Annotated in this window: 14 protein-coding genes and 1 pseudogene; 5 read left to right on the top strand and 10 right to left on the bottom strand. The window is 48.3% G+C overall.

Annotated features, from left to right (window positions below; genetic code table 11):
• Positions 1 to 17: 17 nt before the first annotated feature.
• The gene (locus GXO76_03515) at positions 18 to 1,049 is read left to right on the top strand and encodes a transglutaminase domain-containing protein (GenBank protein ID NOY76922.1); all 1,032 of its coding nucleotides are present in this window, start codon (positions 18 to 20) and stop codon (positions 1,047 to 1,049) included.
• An 87-nt stretch (positions 1,050 to 1,136) separates the two neighbouring features.
• On the opposite strand, the gene GXO76_03510 is transcribed toward GXO76_03515, so the two are convergent.
• From GXO76_03510 to GXO76_03465, 10 genes are all read right to left on the bottom strand, one after another.
• Positions 1,137 to 2,795 carry a hypothetical protein gene (locus GXO76_03510; GenBank protein ID NOY76921.1) on the bottom strand — a complete coding sequence of 553 codons (1,659 nt, stop codon included), beginning with the start codon at positions 2,793 to 2,795 and terminating at the stop codon, positions 1,137 to 1,139.
• A gap of 23 nt (positions 2,796 to 2,818) precedes the next feature.
• Entirely contained in the window at positions 2,819 to 3,121 is a 303-nt protein-coding gene (locus GXO76_03505) for a hypothetical protein (protein ID NOY76920.1), read from the bottom strand.
• Between the two features lie 254 nt (positions 3,122 to 3,375).
• Positions 3,376 to 3,684: a DUF1232 domain-containing protein gene (locus tag GXO76_03500; GenBank protein NOY76919.1), complete on the bottom strand. Its 309-nt coding sequence runs from the start codon at positions 3,682 to 3,684 to the stop codon at positions 3,376 to 3,378.
• Positions 3,685 to 3,836: 152 nt separating this feature from the next.
• Complete coding sequence (locus tag GXO76_03495; protein ID NOY76918.1) at positions 3,837 to 4,580, bottom strand: ABC transporter ATP-binding protein; 744 nt, start codon at positions 4,578 to 4,580, stop codon at positions 3,837 to 3,839.
• Positions 4,574 to 5,983, bottom strand: a complete 1,410-nt coding sequence (locus tag GXO76_03490) for a hypothetical protein (GenBank protein NOY76917.1) — start codon at positions 5,981 to 5,983, stop codon at positions 4,574 to 4,576. The genes GXO76_03495 and GXO76_03490 overlap by 7 nt, the downstream gene beginning before the upstream one ends.
• A 173-nt stretch (positions 5,984 to 6,156) precedes the next feature.
• Entirely contained in the window at positions 6,157 to 7,698 is a 1,542-nt protein-coding gene (locus GXO76_03485) for a YifB family Mg chelatase-like AAA ATPase (GenBank protein ID NOY76916.1), read from the bottom strand.
• A gap of 171 nt (positions 7,699 to 7,869) precedes the next feature.
• Complete coding sequence (locus GXO76_03480; protein ID NOY76915.1) at positions 7,870 to 8,097, bottom strand: hypothetical protein; 228 nt, start codon at positions 8,095 to 8,097, stop codon at positions 7,870 to 7,872.
• 195 nt (positions 8,098 to 8,292) lie between these two features.
• Positions 8,293 to 9,711, bottom strand: coding sequence for an NADH:flavin oxidoreductase (locus GXO76_03475; protein NOY76914.1), 1,419 nt, complete (start codon positions 9,709 to 9,711; stop codon positions 8,293 to 8,295).
• 83 nt (positions 9,712 to 9,794) lie between these two features.
• Complete coding sequence (locus tag GXO76_03470; GenBank protein NOY76913.1) at positions 9,795 to 10,514, bottom strand: DUF5020 family protein; 720 nt, start codon at positions 10,512 to 10,514, stop codon at positions 9,795 to 9,797.
• 128 nt (positions 10,515 to 10,642) lie between these two features.
• Positions 10,643 to 12,373, bottom strand: a complete 1,731-nt coding sequence (locus GXO76_03465) for a phosphoenolpyruvate synthase (GenBank protein NOY76912.1) — start codon at positions 12,371 to 12,373, stop codon at positions 10,643 to 10,645.
• Positions 12,374 to 12,568: 195 nt separating this feature from the next.
• Here GXO76_03465 and GXO76_03460 point away from each other — a divergent pair, with 195 nt between their 5' ends.
• The 4 genes and pseudogenes from GXO76_03460 to GXO76_03445 all read left to right on the top strand — a co-directional run.
• Positions 12,569 to 13,312: a BON domain-containing protein gene (locus tag GXO76_03460; GenBank protein ID NOY76911.1), complete on the top strand. Its 744-nt coding sequence runs from the start codon at positions 12,569 to 12,571 to the stop codon at positions 13,310 to 13,312.
• Between the two features lie 314 nt (positions 13,313 to 13,626).
• On the top strand, positions 13,627 to 14,259 hold the full coding sequence (locus GXO76_03455) for an O-methyltransferase (protein ID NOY76910.1): 633 nt from the start codon (positions 13,627 to 13,629) through the stop codon (positions 14,257 to 14,259).
• Positions 14,260 to 14,301: 42 nt separating this feature from the next.
• Positions 14,302 to 14,640 (top strand): annotated as a pseudogene (locus GXO76_03450) (Spx/MgsR family RNA polymerase-binding regulatory protein).
• A gap of 35 nt (positions 14,641 to 14,675) precedes the next feature.
• A partial coding sequence (locus tag GXO76_03445; GenBank protein NOY76909.1) for an MBL fold metallo-hydrolase occupies positions 14,676 to 14,806 on the top strand: 131 nt, incomplete at its 3' end.

Below are 14,806 nucleotides of genomic sequence, written 5' to 3'. Positions count from 1 at the left end.
TTTCTGCAGGGGAATCTGTGGTAGGTGATACGCTCAACAGGGGACCGGAAACCCCGCCAATCGTCCCGCTGAATCCTCGGGAAATTGTGGCGGAACTGCGAATCAGTATTTCAAATATTCAGATTCTCAAAGGCAAGGCGCTGGAAGACGATAATCGAAGTCGGGGAATCCCTCCAAAAACGGCCGCTCAATTTTATGTTTGGGCCTCGGGAATTATTCCACGGCTCAATCAGCATATCCTGGATATTCAGTTGGACGGGCCCTTGCCGCAGGATATTTTTGAAGACCGGGACAATGGAAATCGGATCTTTTTTTGGAATTTAACCCCCTATCTCGGCAAACAAGACAGCATTGTGATTCTCCGGCGGGTAAAGATTGAATCGTATGAGTTGTTTGGAATCATTGATTCGACCCAGACATTTGCGTACGACACGACCGGAAAAATCTTCAGATTCTACACAAAGTCCGAACCTTTTCTGGAGTTGACCCCTCAAATCCGGGAAATGGCAGCGAGGATTGTGGGCAGTGAAACCAACCCGTATCGGAAGGCATCGTTAATTTTTAACTGGGTTCACCAGAAGATGGCCTATTTTTATCCCCCCAAAAAACGGGGCGCCTCGGCGGCACTGGCTTCGCTTAAAGGGGATTGTGGCCAGTATGCTGACTTGTTTGTGGCGTTGTGCCGCGCAGCGGGGGTGCCGGCCCGGTTTGTCGGCGGTTTTCAGGCGAATAAAAAACCCCGGTTGGGATTTCACGCCTGGGCGGAGTTTTACCTGCCGGGTCTGGGTTGGCTTCCGGCGGATGCCACACACGACCGCTCGCAATTTGCGCATCTGAACAACCGGCGGTTGATTGCCTCGGTGGGAACAAATATTTTTCTCAAACACGCCCCATCCTGGGCAACCTATGCGAACAGCGATCTGGAAAACTCTCGGACGGATATTATGCAGGTGGCAACTATTGCGTACGCCGGTGTACGGGCCAAAATTAAAACGGGAATTCGCACGATTAAATTTGGGAAGGAAACGAACAGGGCCCTCGTACAATAACCGAAAATGGGTGATTTGAAGTAAACAGGTTTTTAATAACCGGGTTTTTGGGGCAGGTTTAACGCCGGGGATCCGGCCATTCGTGCGTCACAATTTTCCCGAGCGCAGAATGGCAACCAGCAGCCAAAACCCCAGGATAGAGGCCAGTAAAAATCCAATGATACCCAGCACGGGGTAACCCAAAATGTGGGGCCCTTTATCGATGTTGATGATAAGCGAGGAGCCAATGATGAGGGCGGCCACAATCAGCGAAAAGGAAATGCGGTTGCTGGAACGATCCAATTCCTTACGCAGATCATCCAATCCCTCGTGGTGGAACCGAACCGTAAGTTGATTATTTCTGACTTTTGCAAGAAAAGACTGGATGTCGTCGGGGAGCCGTTTTAAAATGTCCGAAATCTGATCGATCGATCGTGTGATGGCGCGATAATGACGAGCCGGATTTAGACGCAGGATCAACTGTTTTCTGACGTAGGGAATGAGCAGATCGAAATAATTAAATTCCGGATAGAGCTGTCGTCCGACGGCCTCCGAAATAACCAGGGCTCGTTCCATCATCACCAAATCGGCCGGTAGTTTGATCTTGTAGGTTCGTATCAGCTCCATAAACTCATTGACCAATTTGCCTGAATCCAGTTGATTGAGAGGAACTCCGTAATAGCGATCCAGGAAATCCAACAAATCCCGGCTTAATTCCCGCTTATTGATCTGGGTGTCAACCACCTGCACCCCAAGTAGTGCCTGTGTAATTTTGTAGACATCTTTTTGAACGATTCCTTCCAGAATATCCAGCAGGTATTCGCGCATTTCATCGTCAATCCGGCCGACCATTCCGAAATCCACCGGTGCAATAACATTGCCCGGCAAAACGAAAATATTGCCCGGATGCGGATCGGCATGGAAAATACCATATTCGAAAATCTCCTTTAACATGGCTTTTGCGGCATTGTAGGCCAATTTTTTCCGGTCCAATTTCAGCCGTTCTATCCCCTCGGCGTCGGAAATTTTGACGCCATTTATAAACTCCATGACCAGGATGTCTTCGGTTGTAAATGGCCAATAGACCAGAGGCAATTTCATGGTCTTATCCCTTTTGAAATACCTCCGAAAACTATCGATATTTCTTCCCTCGAAAGAGAGATTTTCTTCTTTTTGAATGGCTTTTGAAAATTCTTTTACAATGCCGACCAAATCGTACAGCCGGCTTTCCGGAATATATTTTTCGATCAATTCTGCAATGCTGAATAGAATCTCAATGTCGGTTTTGATGATCTTGTGAATGTTGGGCCGGAGAATTTTTACGGCCACATCCTCGCCGGTTTTCAATGTTGCCCGATGGACTTGGGCCATAGAGGCTGCCGCCAGGCTTTCCTCCTGAAATTCGGAAAAGATCTCGTGCAGAGGAGAACTGAACTCTTCTTCAATTTTTGATTTTATTAATTCAAACTGGACAGGCGGCACGGCATCCTGCAATTTGGTAAGCTCTTCGGCGATAGTCGGAGGAATCAAATCCGGACGCAGACTGAGCAGTTGTCCCAGTTTGATAAAGGTTGGTCCCAATTCCTGAAAGGCCATGCGGAGTCGGGGACCGGTTCCTATTCCCGGATATTTATTCTTCCTGATTCTTGGAATAATGCTTTTTGCAACCTCAAAGATTAATCCGATCTTAATCCTTTCGACAATATCGTCGAAACCGTATTTCACCATCACCCGAAGGATTTCCTGGTAGCGTTTCAAGTGCCGCAAGGACCTTTGTGTGGAACTCAGGTTCATTTGCTTTCCAATTTCTTTTCAATATCCGACAGGCGTTTGTTGATTTCTGCGATATCCTTTTTGGTTGCAACCTGAATGTCCTCATTCAGGATTTTAGTGATGATGGACCGAATCGAATTTCGAAGCTCTTTTTCCTTTTTTTCTGCCTCGTCCAGAAGTTCCTTCACCGCTTTTGAACGCTGGTCTTTGGTCAGCTGTCCCTTTTCAATCATCTCATCAACAATGTCCTCAACCTTTTCCCGTGTAGCGGAAAGGGTACCCAATCCAAAATAGATGCTTTTTTTGATGATGTCTAACATGGTTCACCTCCGGTAAATAGATTTTATCTTTCAGACACTATTTTGACAGGATTTACGGGATATTCTGCCAATTATGTCATCCTGTTAACTGCTATTGGGGGCTCACTCTGCTTTTTCAGGCGAAGGAGTAGGCCCTTTTAATTATTTAATTTAGACGATTCTAATCCCACTTGCAAATTCTTTTTTTGCGGATAAGCAAGTAGGCCGATACGAATCGGATAACCGGCCGGTACGTATCTTCCGGAGCCGATCTGTTACTCTCCTCGCTGAATGGCGTTTGTATGTTCTTCCAGAACCTCAGGCGGTACGGAGGAGAAAAAATAACGCAAAGCGAAATAGAGGATGGCAATGTCATCCAACTGTCCCACCAGCGGCGCCACAAAATCCGGAATGAGATCGATAGGGGAAATGAGGTAAACCAAAGAGCCCACCAGAGCCGCTTTGGGCAGGAATTGCACCCGGGGGTCCTTCATGAGCCGCCCGATGAGTTTGAGGAGTTTGGGCAGAATTTTAATATTTTTAATCAGCCAGAAAAAAAATCCTTGTTTACCGGCCTTTTGCATGGGGTCTCCTTAAAAAAATGGCTGCGAATGCGCAAATGAAATTGAATCAAAAATAAAAGAAATTGCACGCCAATGGCGCATTTTCAACTTCGACCGCCTTCGGTGGTCTCGCAATGACAAAGGTAGATTTTGATTTATTTGCTGAAACACAGTTATTTTTGTTGAACGGCACTTATTGAGAATTTCCCAACGGTTTCTTCGTAAATTGATTTCACCTGCCGGGCACGTTCTTCCGGAGGAGCAGAATCCGGAGAGAAGTCGGCCACAAGTTTGCCTCGGTGTAGAATTCCCACGCGGTCGCAGATCTCCGAAACAAACGGCAAAACATGGGACGCCAGAAGAATCGTTTTCCCGCTTTCTCTGGCCTTTTGTAATCGATTCGTGAGTTTCGCGGCCATGAAAACATCCAGGCCCTCAACCGGTTCATCCAGAATCAGAAAATCCGGATCTGAAATGAAGGCGGAGGCGATGGAGATTTTCTTTTTCATGCCGTAAGAATAATTACGGATCAACTGGTCCGCATCGTTTTTAAAATCAAAAAAATCAAATAAGTTCTGAACTTCCCGGTCGAGCTCGCTGCCTTTGAGGCCGCGGATTTGTCCCACAAATTTCAGATAATCAGCGCCGGAAAGATAATCGTACAGATAGGGGGTTTCAGGGGCGTATCCCAGTCGTTTTCTGGCTTCCACGGGCTGTTCCAATCGATTCACGCCGTTTAGCCAGATTTCACCGCTGTCCGGCTGTAAAAGTCCCACAATGAGTTTGAGAGTAGTGGTTTTTCCGGACCCGTTGGTTCCCATGAGGCCGTAGATTTTTCCCTTCGGAATGGTCAGGGAGAGATCGTTTACAGCCGTGAACGTATCAAATGTTTTGGTAATATTTTTGAGTGTTACCACGATTCTTCAACCTGTTCAAATAGCGTTCGGGCCGGTTTGACGGAAAATACGCCCGCCAGCAGTAAAAAAATCGGCAAGAAGGGGAACACAAACCAAAAAATCCAGTTCATCGCCCAGAACGCAATGTACAAATACTCGCCGGTTTTGACGTTTTGCAAGAGAGTGAGATAAAAATTTGTTTGTAAAATACTGAGGAAAATCGGAAAAAGCAAGAGCAAGTTTATGGACCAGAGGGGAATGGACACGGGGCGAAAGGTCACCAAAATGAATAATAAATAGAGAAGGGTGAGCATTTCGTAAATGATCAGAATACCCAGAGTGTGACCCCACCAGACCTTTGTGAAAGAGAGGGGTTGACTTTTGTAAAAGGTAATTTCTTGCTGTGCTTCCAATTGATTTCCGAAAAAAGCGGCAGACAGGGTAATTTCGAGAATCAGAACACCGAAAAGGGTGTTGTTGATAAAATCCACTGCAGAATGGCTGATTTCGAAGCCGATAAGGAGCAAAATCACAAAAATGAGCAGGAGCCCCACGAAAAAAGAATTGGTTCGAAACTGTGAACGAATGGTCAACCGAATGATTGACCGGAGGGGAGGGGGAAAAATTCCGAAAAGGGTGTTGGCGATGTGAGAGAGAAATTTCATTTTTACCGGATTTTTGTGCCGGAGGTGGATTTCGCGTCGGAGAATCTTTTTAAACAGGATAAAATTGATTTGAAAGAGAGTGAGTCCCGATAAAACGGCAGCCGCCAAGAAGAGAGGGGAGACGCGGAAAACCGGATGAAAAATGAACAGGCTTGCCTCCCGGGAGAGGGCCAGAATCAGGAAAAGCAGGATTTCAACACCGAAGAGAATCAGGCTGCGCGCCAACGGCGCCACTTTTTCGAAAAGGAGTTGAATGATCATTACACCGGTCCAGACGAGCTCGGCCAGGAGAACCAGAAGAAGTCCGAGTGCCAGTGCTTGAAGAAGATGCCAGACGGGCGCTGTATGTGGAAATCGCAGCCAGCCGATTCCCCAGAAGAAAAGGGCGGCAACGAACCAGGGAAAGATTCGTGCCAGGAGGGCGTTTGCCCGAAAAAGATAGATGTCCTTTTCTCGCAGAGGCAGACTCAGCAGGGCATCCCCTGAAGGAATGCGAATGGCTTTGACGGAGGTAAGCTGGAAGAAAAAAGAGGCCAGAAAAAAGAGGCCAAACAGGCTGTTCTGGACAACAGCAGCCACTTCGTTGGAGGAAGCGTGTACCCAGGCAAAGCCGATATCCTGGTGGAAACGAAACGCCGTCACTCCAATGAGAAACGCACCAAAGCCGATTTCGACCAGTGTTTTACCGGCAAATTCCCGCCTGAGCCAGTTCAGGAAGATTCGGTTTTGCAGTTTCAGAATGAGTTGAACGGTTGCCATCGTTGTCCTGTTTTTGTACGTTTAGTTTTATTAAAAAATGATGAAAATGTTCCCGGGGTTACACAGAGTGCCGAAGAGAGAGGACAGGGCATTCGCTTTGCTCGTGGTTTTCTGTGTTGCTTTTTTTGTTACACAGAGAGCCTCAGAGGAGCACCGGGAGCCACAGAGAGAGATTAAATTGTAACCACGAAATCCCGGTCCAGGCTGCGGTACTGAATGGCTTCACTGATGTGCGGCGGTTGAATATCCGGATCTCCCTCCAGATCGGCAATGGTACGGGCCACTTTCAAAATCCGGTCGTAGGCGCGGGCCGAGAGCCCCAGGCGGGTAATGGCCAGACGCATCAATTCCTGGCTGGACTCACCAATGTTACAAAAGTCCCGGATATCGCGGGAGCCCATGTGGGCATTGCAGAACATATTTTTTCTGTGCTTAAACCGCTCCAATTGCACCTGTCTGGCCCGCATCACGCGTTCCCGGATTTCAGCAGACGGCTCACCGGTGGGTTTCCCTGCCAGCTCCTTGTACGCGACGGCGGGAACTTCCACGTGAATGTCGATCCGATCCAGAAGGGGGCCGGAAATGCGGGCCCGGTAGCGCTGAATCTGAGGCACCGTGCAGGTGCATTCGTGATTGGGGTCGGTCAGGTAGCCGCAGGGGCAGGGGTTCATGGCGGCGGCCAGCATGAAATTGGCCGGGTAAGTAATGGAAAGAGCCGCCCGGGAAATGGTGACTTTTCCGTCCTCCAGGGGTTGACGCATAACTTCCAGAACATTTTTCTTGAATTCGGGCAGTTCATCCAAGAAAAGCACCCCATGATGCGCCAGACTAACCTCGCCCGGATGAGGAATTTGTCCCCCGCCAATCAGTCCGGCATCGCTGATGGTGTGGTGGGGTGACCGGAAAGGGCGGGTAGCGATTAATGCCTGATTGGGTGAAAGCGTACCGGCCACGGAGTGAATTTTGGTGGTTTCCAGGGCTTCCTCCAGAGACATATCCGGCAAGATGGTGGGAAGCCGTTTGGCCAGCATGGTCTTGCCCGATCCGGGCGGACCAATCATGATGATGTTGTGTCCGCCGGCGGCGGCCACTTCCAGAGCCCGTTTCACGTGCTCCTGCCCGCGGACATCCCGAAAATCAATTAAATAGTGCCGCTGGTCGGCAAAGACGTCTTCCATATTCACATGGAAGGGATCGATGCCATAAAGGCCGTTCAGAAATGCGGCGGCTTCCGCCAGGGATTCTACCGGAAATACATCAATTCCGTTTACCATTGCTGCCTCGCGGGCGTTTTCTGCCGGAAGCACCAGGCCCTTGTAGCCGGCTTCCCGGGCAGCAAGTGTAACGGATAAGGCCCCCCGAACGGACCGCAAACTGCCATCCAGTGAGAGTTCTCCCAGAATAAGACGATCCTCCAGGTACTCGGATGAAATCTGGCCGGAAGCGGCTAAAATCCCAATGGCGATGGGGAGATCAAAAGCAGAGCCCTCCTTTTTGACATCGGCCGGGGCCAGATTAATAATGATGCGTTTGATGGGAAAGCGGAAATCCGAATTTTTGATGGCGGCCTGCACGCGCTCACGGGATTCGCGGATGGCCCCGTCGGGAAGGCCGACCAGGGCAAAATAGGGAGTTTTACCTTCTAAATTGACTTCAACTTCAACCAGGAATGCATCAATGCCCAAAACAGAGGCACTGCGTGTTTTGGCGAGCATAGGAAGCCCCCTTTCCTTAGCAAAGAGTGTTTCTGAAAAGACGATTTTATATGACGAATCACGTGGTGATTCTTGGTGGATGGGTTCTGAATGAGAGCGCAAAAGCCACCAAATCACAAAGAAGATGCCATAAGATTAATTTCGGCGTTTTTGTGCACGAATCAATTTCGGCTAAACATCGATTGCCCTGATGAACTCCTCCAAGTTTTTAGCCGCTTGTTTTTCTTCATCGATAAAAGCATCTCCGCCGCCGTGGCGAATGGTGAATGTGATCGTGTTATTTTCTTCATCGATGGTGTGCCCCCAATTGAACAAATAGCCAATAACGCCGGATGTCATGATCTGATTCAGGGCTTGTTGAGGCGAGAGATGCTTTAGTTTAAAGGTCTTAACAACCACAGATGCCTCCTCAGTTTGGATTTACTTGCAATATACGTACTTTTGAGAATCAATTCAAGAAAAAAATGAATCAGAACCATTTGTGCAAATTAGCGAGAAAAATTTCCCGCTCATTTTCACGAATGAACACGAATTTAATCAAAATCCTATCTGTTCGCGAACATTCGTGCCCATTCGCGGGGGGAAAGCAGCACCCTATTTTTTTCGTGTGGGGTAAGCCTGTTTGTACACTTTTGCGTACAGAGGATCGCGCGTGGCACAGCCCGCTTCAAATTGTCCCATTTCGTTTCCCTTTGCCCGCATCAAGTCCGTGCAATGGCTATCGGCAATACAGGCTTTACGGGGATTAAGACGGCCGGTTTCCAACAAATCCTTTACCATGTCGGGGTACGCCAGGCTTCCCCGGCCGGTACCCACGATGGACACCCGGCCTGCCCGAAGATTGGCCTCGGCCGCGTAAACAAAAAAATGTCGCAGCCAGCTGTAACCTGCCCCCAGAAGGGTCACATCGGGGTGGGCCTTTTGCAAAATGGCCGTACTTTCAAAATGCCGGGCGACGCCGTACAAAGGATGTTCCGGGGGCGGATATCCGCCCACTTCCGGTTTTTCCATCGGGCGCTCCAGATGCGGATTAAAATACGGACTTCCCAGGCTCACACTCACGATCTTTACGCCCAATGCTTTTATTTCCGACACAAATTTCAGGGGTTCCGTCAGATCCATTTCTGCGGGATTTTGGAGATTGATTCCAAATCCGTTTACAATTTTCGCCGAACCCAGCAGGCGGTTCGTCAAATCCGGCGGGAGATGGGGAATGCCGTCAAAGGCATTAAACCGGGTGGCAAGGAGGAGGTCGGGGGCGGTCTCTCGAATTTTGGTGATGACATTTCGAATAAAACGGGTGCGGTTTTCCCAGGACCCGCCGTAAAGTCCCTCTCGGGAGCGGGCACCCAGAAGCTCGTCCAGCAGGTAGGTGTGGCACTCCTTGATGTCCACGAAATCAAATCCCGCCCGTTGGGCGAGAACCGCTGCGGAGACAAACTGATCTTCAAGGGCCTTCAAATAGTCATCCGTCAAAACGGGGTAGGAGTCATCTACCCGTAGCTGCTTTTCGCGATTCACAAACGTAACGTAATCCACAATGGGGTTATGGACGGCCAGGAGAGGTTTCTGAAAACTCCACCGCCCCGAATGAGTAAGCTGCAACCCCAGAAGAAAATCCGAATCATCACCCCAGGCCCTGCGGTGTTCTGCACGGGTTTCTTCGACCAACCGGGCAAAGGAATCGTAGGTTTGACGGGTGAGATACAGTTGCCGGGGATTGGCCCGCCCTTCATCGGTGACGGACGTGGCCTCTCCCCAGAACAATTTACTGCCGCCCGCTGCGTAGCGTTTCCAGCGGCGGAAGGTTAGTTCTCCGGGCTCGCCATTCAGGTCAGCGTCCGTTCCTTCCATGGGGTGAATGGCCAGGGCGTTTCCCACGGTGCGATCGGCCACAGCCACCGGTTGAAGGATTTTTTCAAGGGTGGGTTCCAGTGGAATGTCCAGATTCAGCGCTGAAATGTGCTTTTTTAAATCCTCAAGGGTTTTATATGCGAAAAACGCGGCTGCCATGGATTTTCCTCTAATTCTTATTCATGTAAATTGGTGTAAATTCGCGGGTTGATTTCCACAAATCCGTTCTGGTTTTTCCCGCTCTATTTGAAATCATATCGAATAAAAAGCGTTGGATTGATTTGATTGTAGCGTCCGTTTTGCGACCAATTCAGTTCCCATTCCGTTCCCAGCCAGAAGCGTTTGCTGATCCCCATGGAATGCAAATTGATCAGCAGCTGGGGCTCGGACATCCACCAGAGGCCGGCGTCGTTTTTCCAGTAATCAAAATAGCCCTGAAAACTCCAGGTTGTTTTGCCGATCTGAAACTCCTTGTTCCAGACCCCTGTCAGCTGCCAGGCCAGCCGCTGTTGTTCTTCTTTGCGAAGCATAAATTCCAGATGCGCGTACACATATCTTGGAAAAAGATTGTCCCAGACCACTCCTGCAAGATAGGCCGGTTGAATAAAGGCCGCCGGTGAATCGTTGTACTGAAGGGTGGCTTCCAGATTCCGAAAAAACCGGCCGGGCAGCCATTTTGAAAGATTAAAGTAACGGTTCAGTTCAAAGTAGACCAACTGAACACCCATCTGCCAATCGGCCGAACCGGTTCCGGAGCGCAGGCTTCGGTGGTCTGCATCGATAAATCCGAACCAGCTTCCCCAGTCATCAAATCCCAATCCCTCCAGCGTCGTCGTAAAGTAATGTCGATTCTTGCCAAAATCTGCGTGTTGCTGAATATTCAGATATTGAGCGCTACCCGTTGTTGAGACGCCCAAAATGACCATGAGCAGCAACAAGCTCCTTTTCGCCCACACCTTCATCCTCCTCCGTTTAACCTGAAATGATGCTCACAAAGGGGCCGCACTTCGAAGAAAAAAAAAGAACGCCATTCCGACCAAATGTCGGCAGGTTTTTTAGTTTAAGACCGTTCATTCAGTTCATCCCCAACCTACCTGAAAATCAATGCCCGGTGTTCCGTCCCACTGGCGACAATGTGAATGCCTTCAGGTACCTCAATTAGATGCACAACCGGCGATCGGGTAAGATTTTTCTGGGATTTCAGCCATTCCTTGTTGATGAAATCCCCCCGTTCCGGGAAAACCGGAATGTAAAATACCCCGTCATTCAGCATATCGCCGAAAAAATGCGTTCCGTAGGACAGCTCAGGCGTCAGACGGCCGGAAGCGACTTCCACAATAACCGCGGCATTGGAAATTTCGCCGTATCGTACCGGGATACCCAACTGCGGATTATTGGATCCCCAGCGCCCGGGTCCAATTAGAATGTAAGGCTTTTTAAACATTTTTTGATTGATTCGCCCGATTTTACGGGCAATTTCGTAGGGATTGGCTTCCAGGTATTTCCCTGTCGGAATGTAAATAATATGGTGAATGTTTTTCTTGATCCCGTTTCCAAGGGGTTGGCCGCCTTCAATAATAATGCGGTCACGCGGGACGTCGGGGATTTCAATCTTTTTGTGCTCTTCCCGAACCCCCAGAGGACGCGCCTGCAGCAAATAGAAAATGCCGGCCTCTTTTTGGGAGAGGTTCTCCCTTTCGAAATTGACGGAAAACTCAATGTCTATCGGAATACCGAAAAGCGTTTCCAGGCGGACAAGCACATCCCGAATAATATCCACAAAAGGCATAAAACGCGAGCTGCTGATGATCGGATCGAATGTAATGACCACAAAATCCCGTTCAGACAGGTGCATGGGATACATGGCCGTGAGGTAGGAGCCGTCTTTCAGAAGGGATGCAATTTTGTACAGATCCCGATCCCTGTTTTTCATCTGCGTCACCGGAAGGCTAACCAATTCGTTGGTTTCCAGATCCAGTGCATCAAAAACTTCCTGAGAATAGCGAATAATGTCGCGGATGATGGACCCTTCTGGCCGGAGCTGGGGGTTGGAAAGGGAAAACACGCGGGCGTAATTTCTACCAACCGCCCGGGTTCCCAATCCGTACACCAGCCGGACGACGCCGTCCTGGACTCGTACCCGCTGGTTCCAGGGGTAGTAATTTCTTGAGAATCCAACACCGGAAAAGAGGGGGTAAAAGAGGTTCTCACATTTTTTCCCAATGAGCCGCTGCACGAGAATGGCCATTTTATCGTCGGCGGAACGGAGCCCGTGTTTGCGGCGGTACGACCGCACGGAAGGGTTGTACGTGCTGGCGAACACCCGCTTGACCGCAGCCATAAATTTCCGGAGTCGATTGGAAAGAGTTCCCTGATTGGCCAGAAAAAGTGTCACGTAAAGCCCTGCAAACGAGTACTCCAAATTGTCTTCCATTAAACTGGATGACCGGATGGCCAGAGGGTAATCCATTTGACTTAGAATTTCTTTGAACTGCTCCTGAATGTCGGAGGGAAAATCAGCCTCGTGGTAGATTTTCACAAGTTCATCAAAAGAAACTTTACGGTATAATCCTCTTAGCCGGTTGAACTCGTGAAAGCGATCAAAGATTTCAGTGGTTAATACGTGTGTTTCAGGAATGCGGATATTCCTTTCGGCAAAATCTGAGAGGACACCGCCTTCCTCCATTTCGTTGGCGACAAAAATCAGCCCGAGCGCTTTTCCGCCTACAGCACCTGTACCAAGTACCTGAATAGGATTGGGCAGGTGTTCCAGATCCGGCTCGAATTGTGCGAATGGAATTTTTTCAAAATCGATCGTCATTTACACTCCAAAAATTAAATTAAAATAACACACTGAATTTGAATATGCAATAGTTTTTGTTTTGGAAGCGATAATTTTGGATGTTGGTTTTGTGGGGCAGGCTATGCGGAAAAAGGGGAACCTCTTAAAAAAGAAATCGTTTAATTATCGTAACTTCAAAAAAGACAACCTATCACAAAAAGGGAGGGCAGAATCATGAAGCGCTATTCCATGCCGTTGAGGGTGCTGGTGGTTATGATGACCGTTGCTTTTTTATTCGGAGCGTATCAGGTCACGCTTGCCAAAACAACGAATAAACAATTGGAAGCAAGGGTGATAAACGCTATTGCCAGATATTATCCGCAGGAGTTCAGAATTACGGTCACTGGCGATGGAGTAGTTAAAATTGAGGGGCAGGTCAATACCCTTTATGATAAATATCGTATTTATGATATTGTATCACGAGTGAGGGGTGTAAAGGATATTGAGAATTTGCTGGTTGTGAATACGCCGACCGTTCCGGATGACATGATTGAATCGAATGTAATCATTGAATTGAAGCGGGTCGGCTCCATATTGGAACCGGATCGAATAAAGGTCCATGTAGATAATGGAATTGTGTTTTTAAGCGGGGAAGTGAGCTATCAGCGCGAAAAGATTGCGGCTGAGACCGTGGCGTCCTGGCAAGAGGGCGTTAAGGGCATTGTTAATAACATCGTTGTCCTGCCTCCCAAAAAGGCGGTCAGCGACAGCAATTTGAGGTTTATTTTTAGCGAAATTATGAAAGATCAGTTTCCGCTGGAGAAAAATGCAAAATTTACGGTGAAAAATGGCGTGGTTACGCTTACCGGAAATTGCAGTACCCTGTATGTCAAAAATATGATTGAAAAAGAGTTTAAGCGCGTTTCGGGAGTGAAAAAGATTATCAACAACCTGAAGGTCGTTCCGCTTTACGATTAAAAACAGGACTGATCCCTTGTCCGTTTTAGCGCCGCTTAACAGCGCTTTCAACCCTGCTGTGAGCCGGGACATTATAAAGCGGGCGAACAGGAAAAGAGACGTGTTGCGGTTATGTGGAAAAGGGCGGTTGGAAAACCGCCCTTTTTTTTGGAATAAGGCATTTCAAAAAGGGCATTTTTAGGCCTGATTTTGATTTTTCAGTATCTCAGCTTTCCCTGGATGGAAATGTGAACCTCAGTTGATTTCTTCTATAATTTTTATTATCTTATTAGCATAAGAAACACGCTGCGCATTCAAAAGAGGAGGAAAACGCCATGATCCTGGATGCTGCTGTTGAAAACTATTTGTACGAGCTGATTCCGACAGGGGATGCCAAAACGAAGGAAATGGAAGCCTACGGGCGCGAACACAAGTTCCCGATTGTCGGGCCGCTGGTCGGGCATTTTTTGTTCCAGATGGCCAAAATCATTGGGGCCAAGCGGGTCTTGGAATTGGGCTCCGGATATGGCTATTCGGCGTATTGGTTTGCAAAAGCCGTTGGGAAGGACGGGAAGGTCATTTGCACCGATCTGGCGGAGGAAAATCTATTTCTTTGTGAAAAATATTTTGCCGATGATGATGTGGCGGCGGGAGTCATCCGGTACGAAGTGGGCGACGCCCTGCAAACCCTGGATCGGATGGAGGGGCCGTTTGACATCATTTTTATGGATATTAAGAAAAATCAATATAGTGAAGCCTTCGAAAAGGCCTTCCCTCTGCTTCGGGTAGGCGGGTTGTTTATGGCCGATAATGTTTTACGAAAGGGAACCGTTACTGACGAGAACCCGGATGAATTAACCCAGGCCATCAAAGATTTTAATAAACTGGTTTTTTCTCATCCCAAACTCATTTCAAGCATTAACCCCATTCGCGACGGTGTACTGGTGAGCCTAAAAATTTCCCATTAAGATGAGGATTTTTTGCAATGAGCGAGATTTTATTCTACTGTAAGTAAGAAGACCTGCGGAACCTGTAAAAAAGCACGGGAATGGCTTGAGGCCCACGGAGTGGCTTTTAAAGAAATCGATCTCATTAAGACCCCTTTTTCAACGGAAGACCTGGAAAAGATAATTGGCCATGATTCGATCCGGCCCTATCTAAACCCGAGGAGCAAACCGTACCGGGAGCACAAAATGAAGCTCAATTTACCGGACCGAGAAACAGCCATTCGGCTCATGGCAGAAGATCCGAATCTGATCAGGAGGCCGGTGGTCTTCAAGGATGACAAGGTTTTATTTGGATTTAGTGAAGAGCTGTACACAGACGAATTTGGTGGAAATGGAAACTGATTTCTGCGAATGTGGAAAAGATCAAGGATGCTGATATGAAAATCGGACCGTATGAATTAGTCGCAGTGGAACACTGGCGTTTTAAATTGGACGGCGGAGCCATGTTCGGTGTGGTTCCGAAGGTATTGTGGGAAAAAACCAATCCGGCAGATGAGAAAAATCGCAT

It is taken from the genome of Calditrichota bacterium (genome assembly GCA_013151735.1).
Taxonomy (GTDB): Bacteria; Zhuqueibacterota; JdFR-76; order JdFR-76; family BMS3Abin05; genus BMS3Abin05.
Note: the sequence above shows the minus strand (reverse complement) of the source record. Positions and strands in the feature narration are given on the sequence as shown.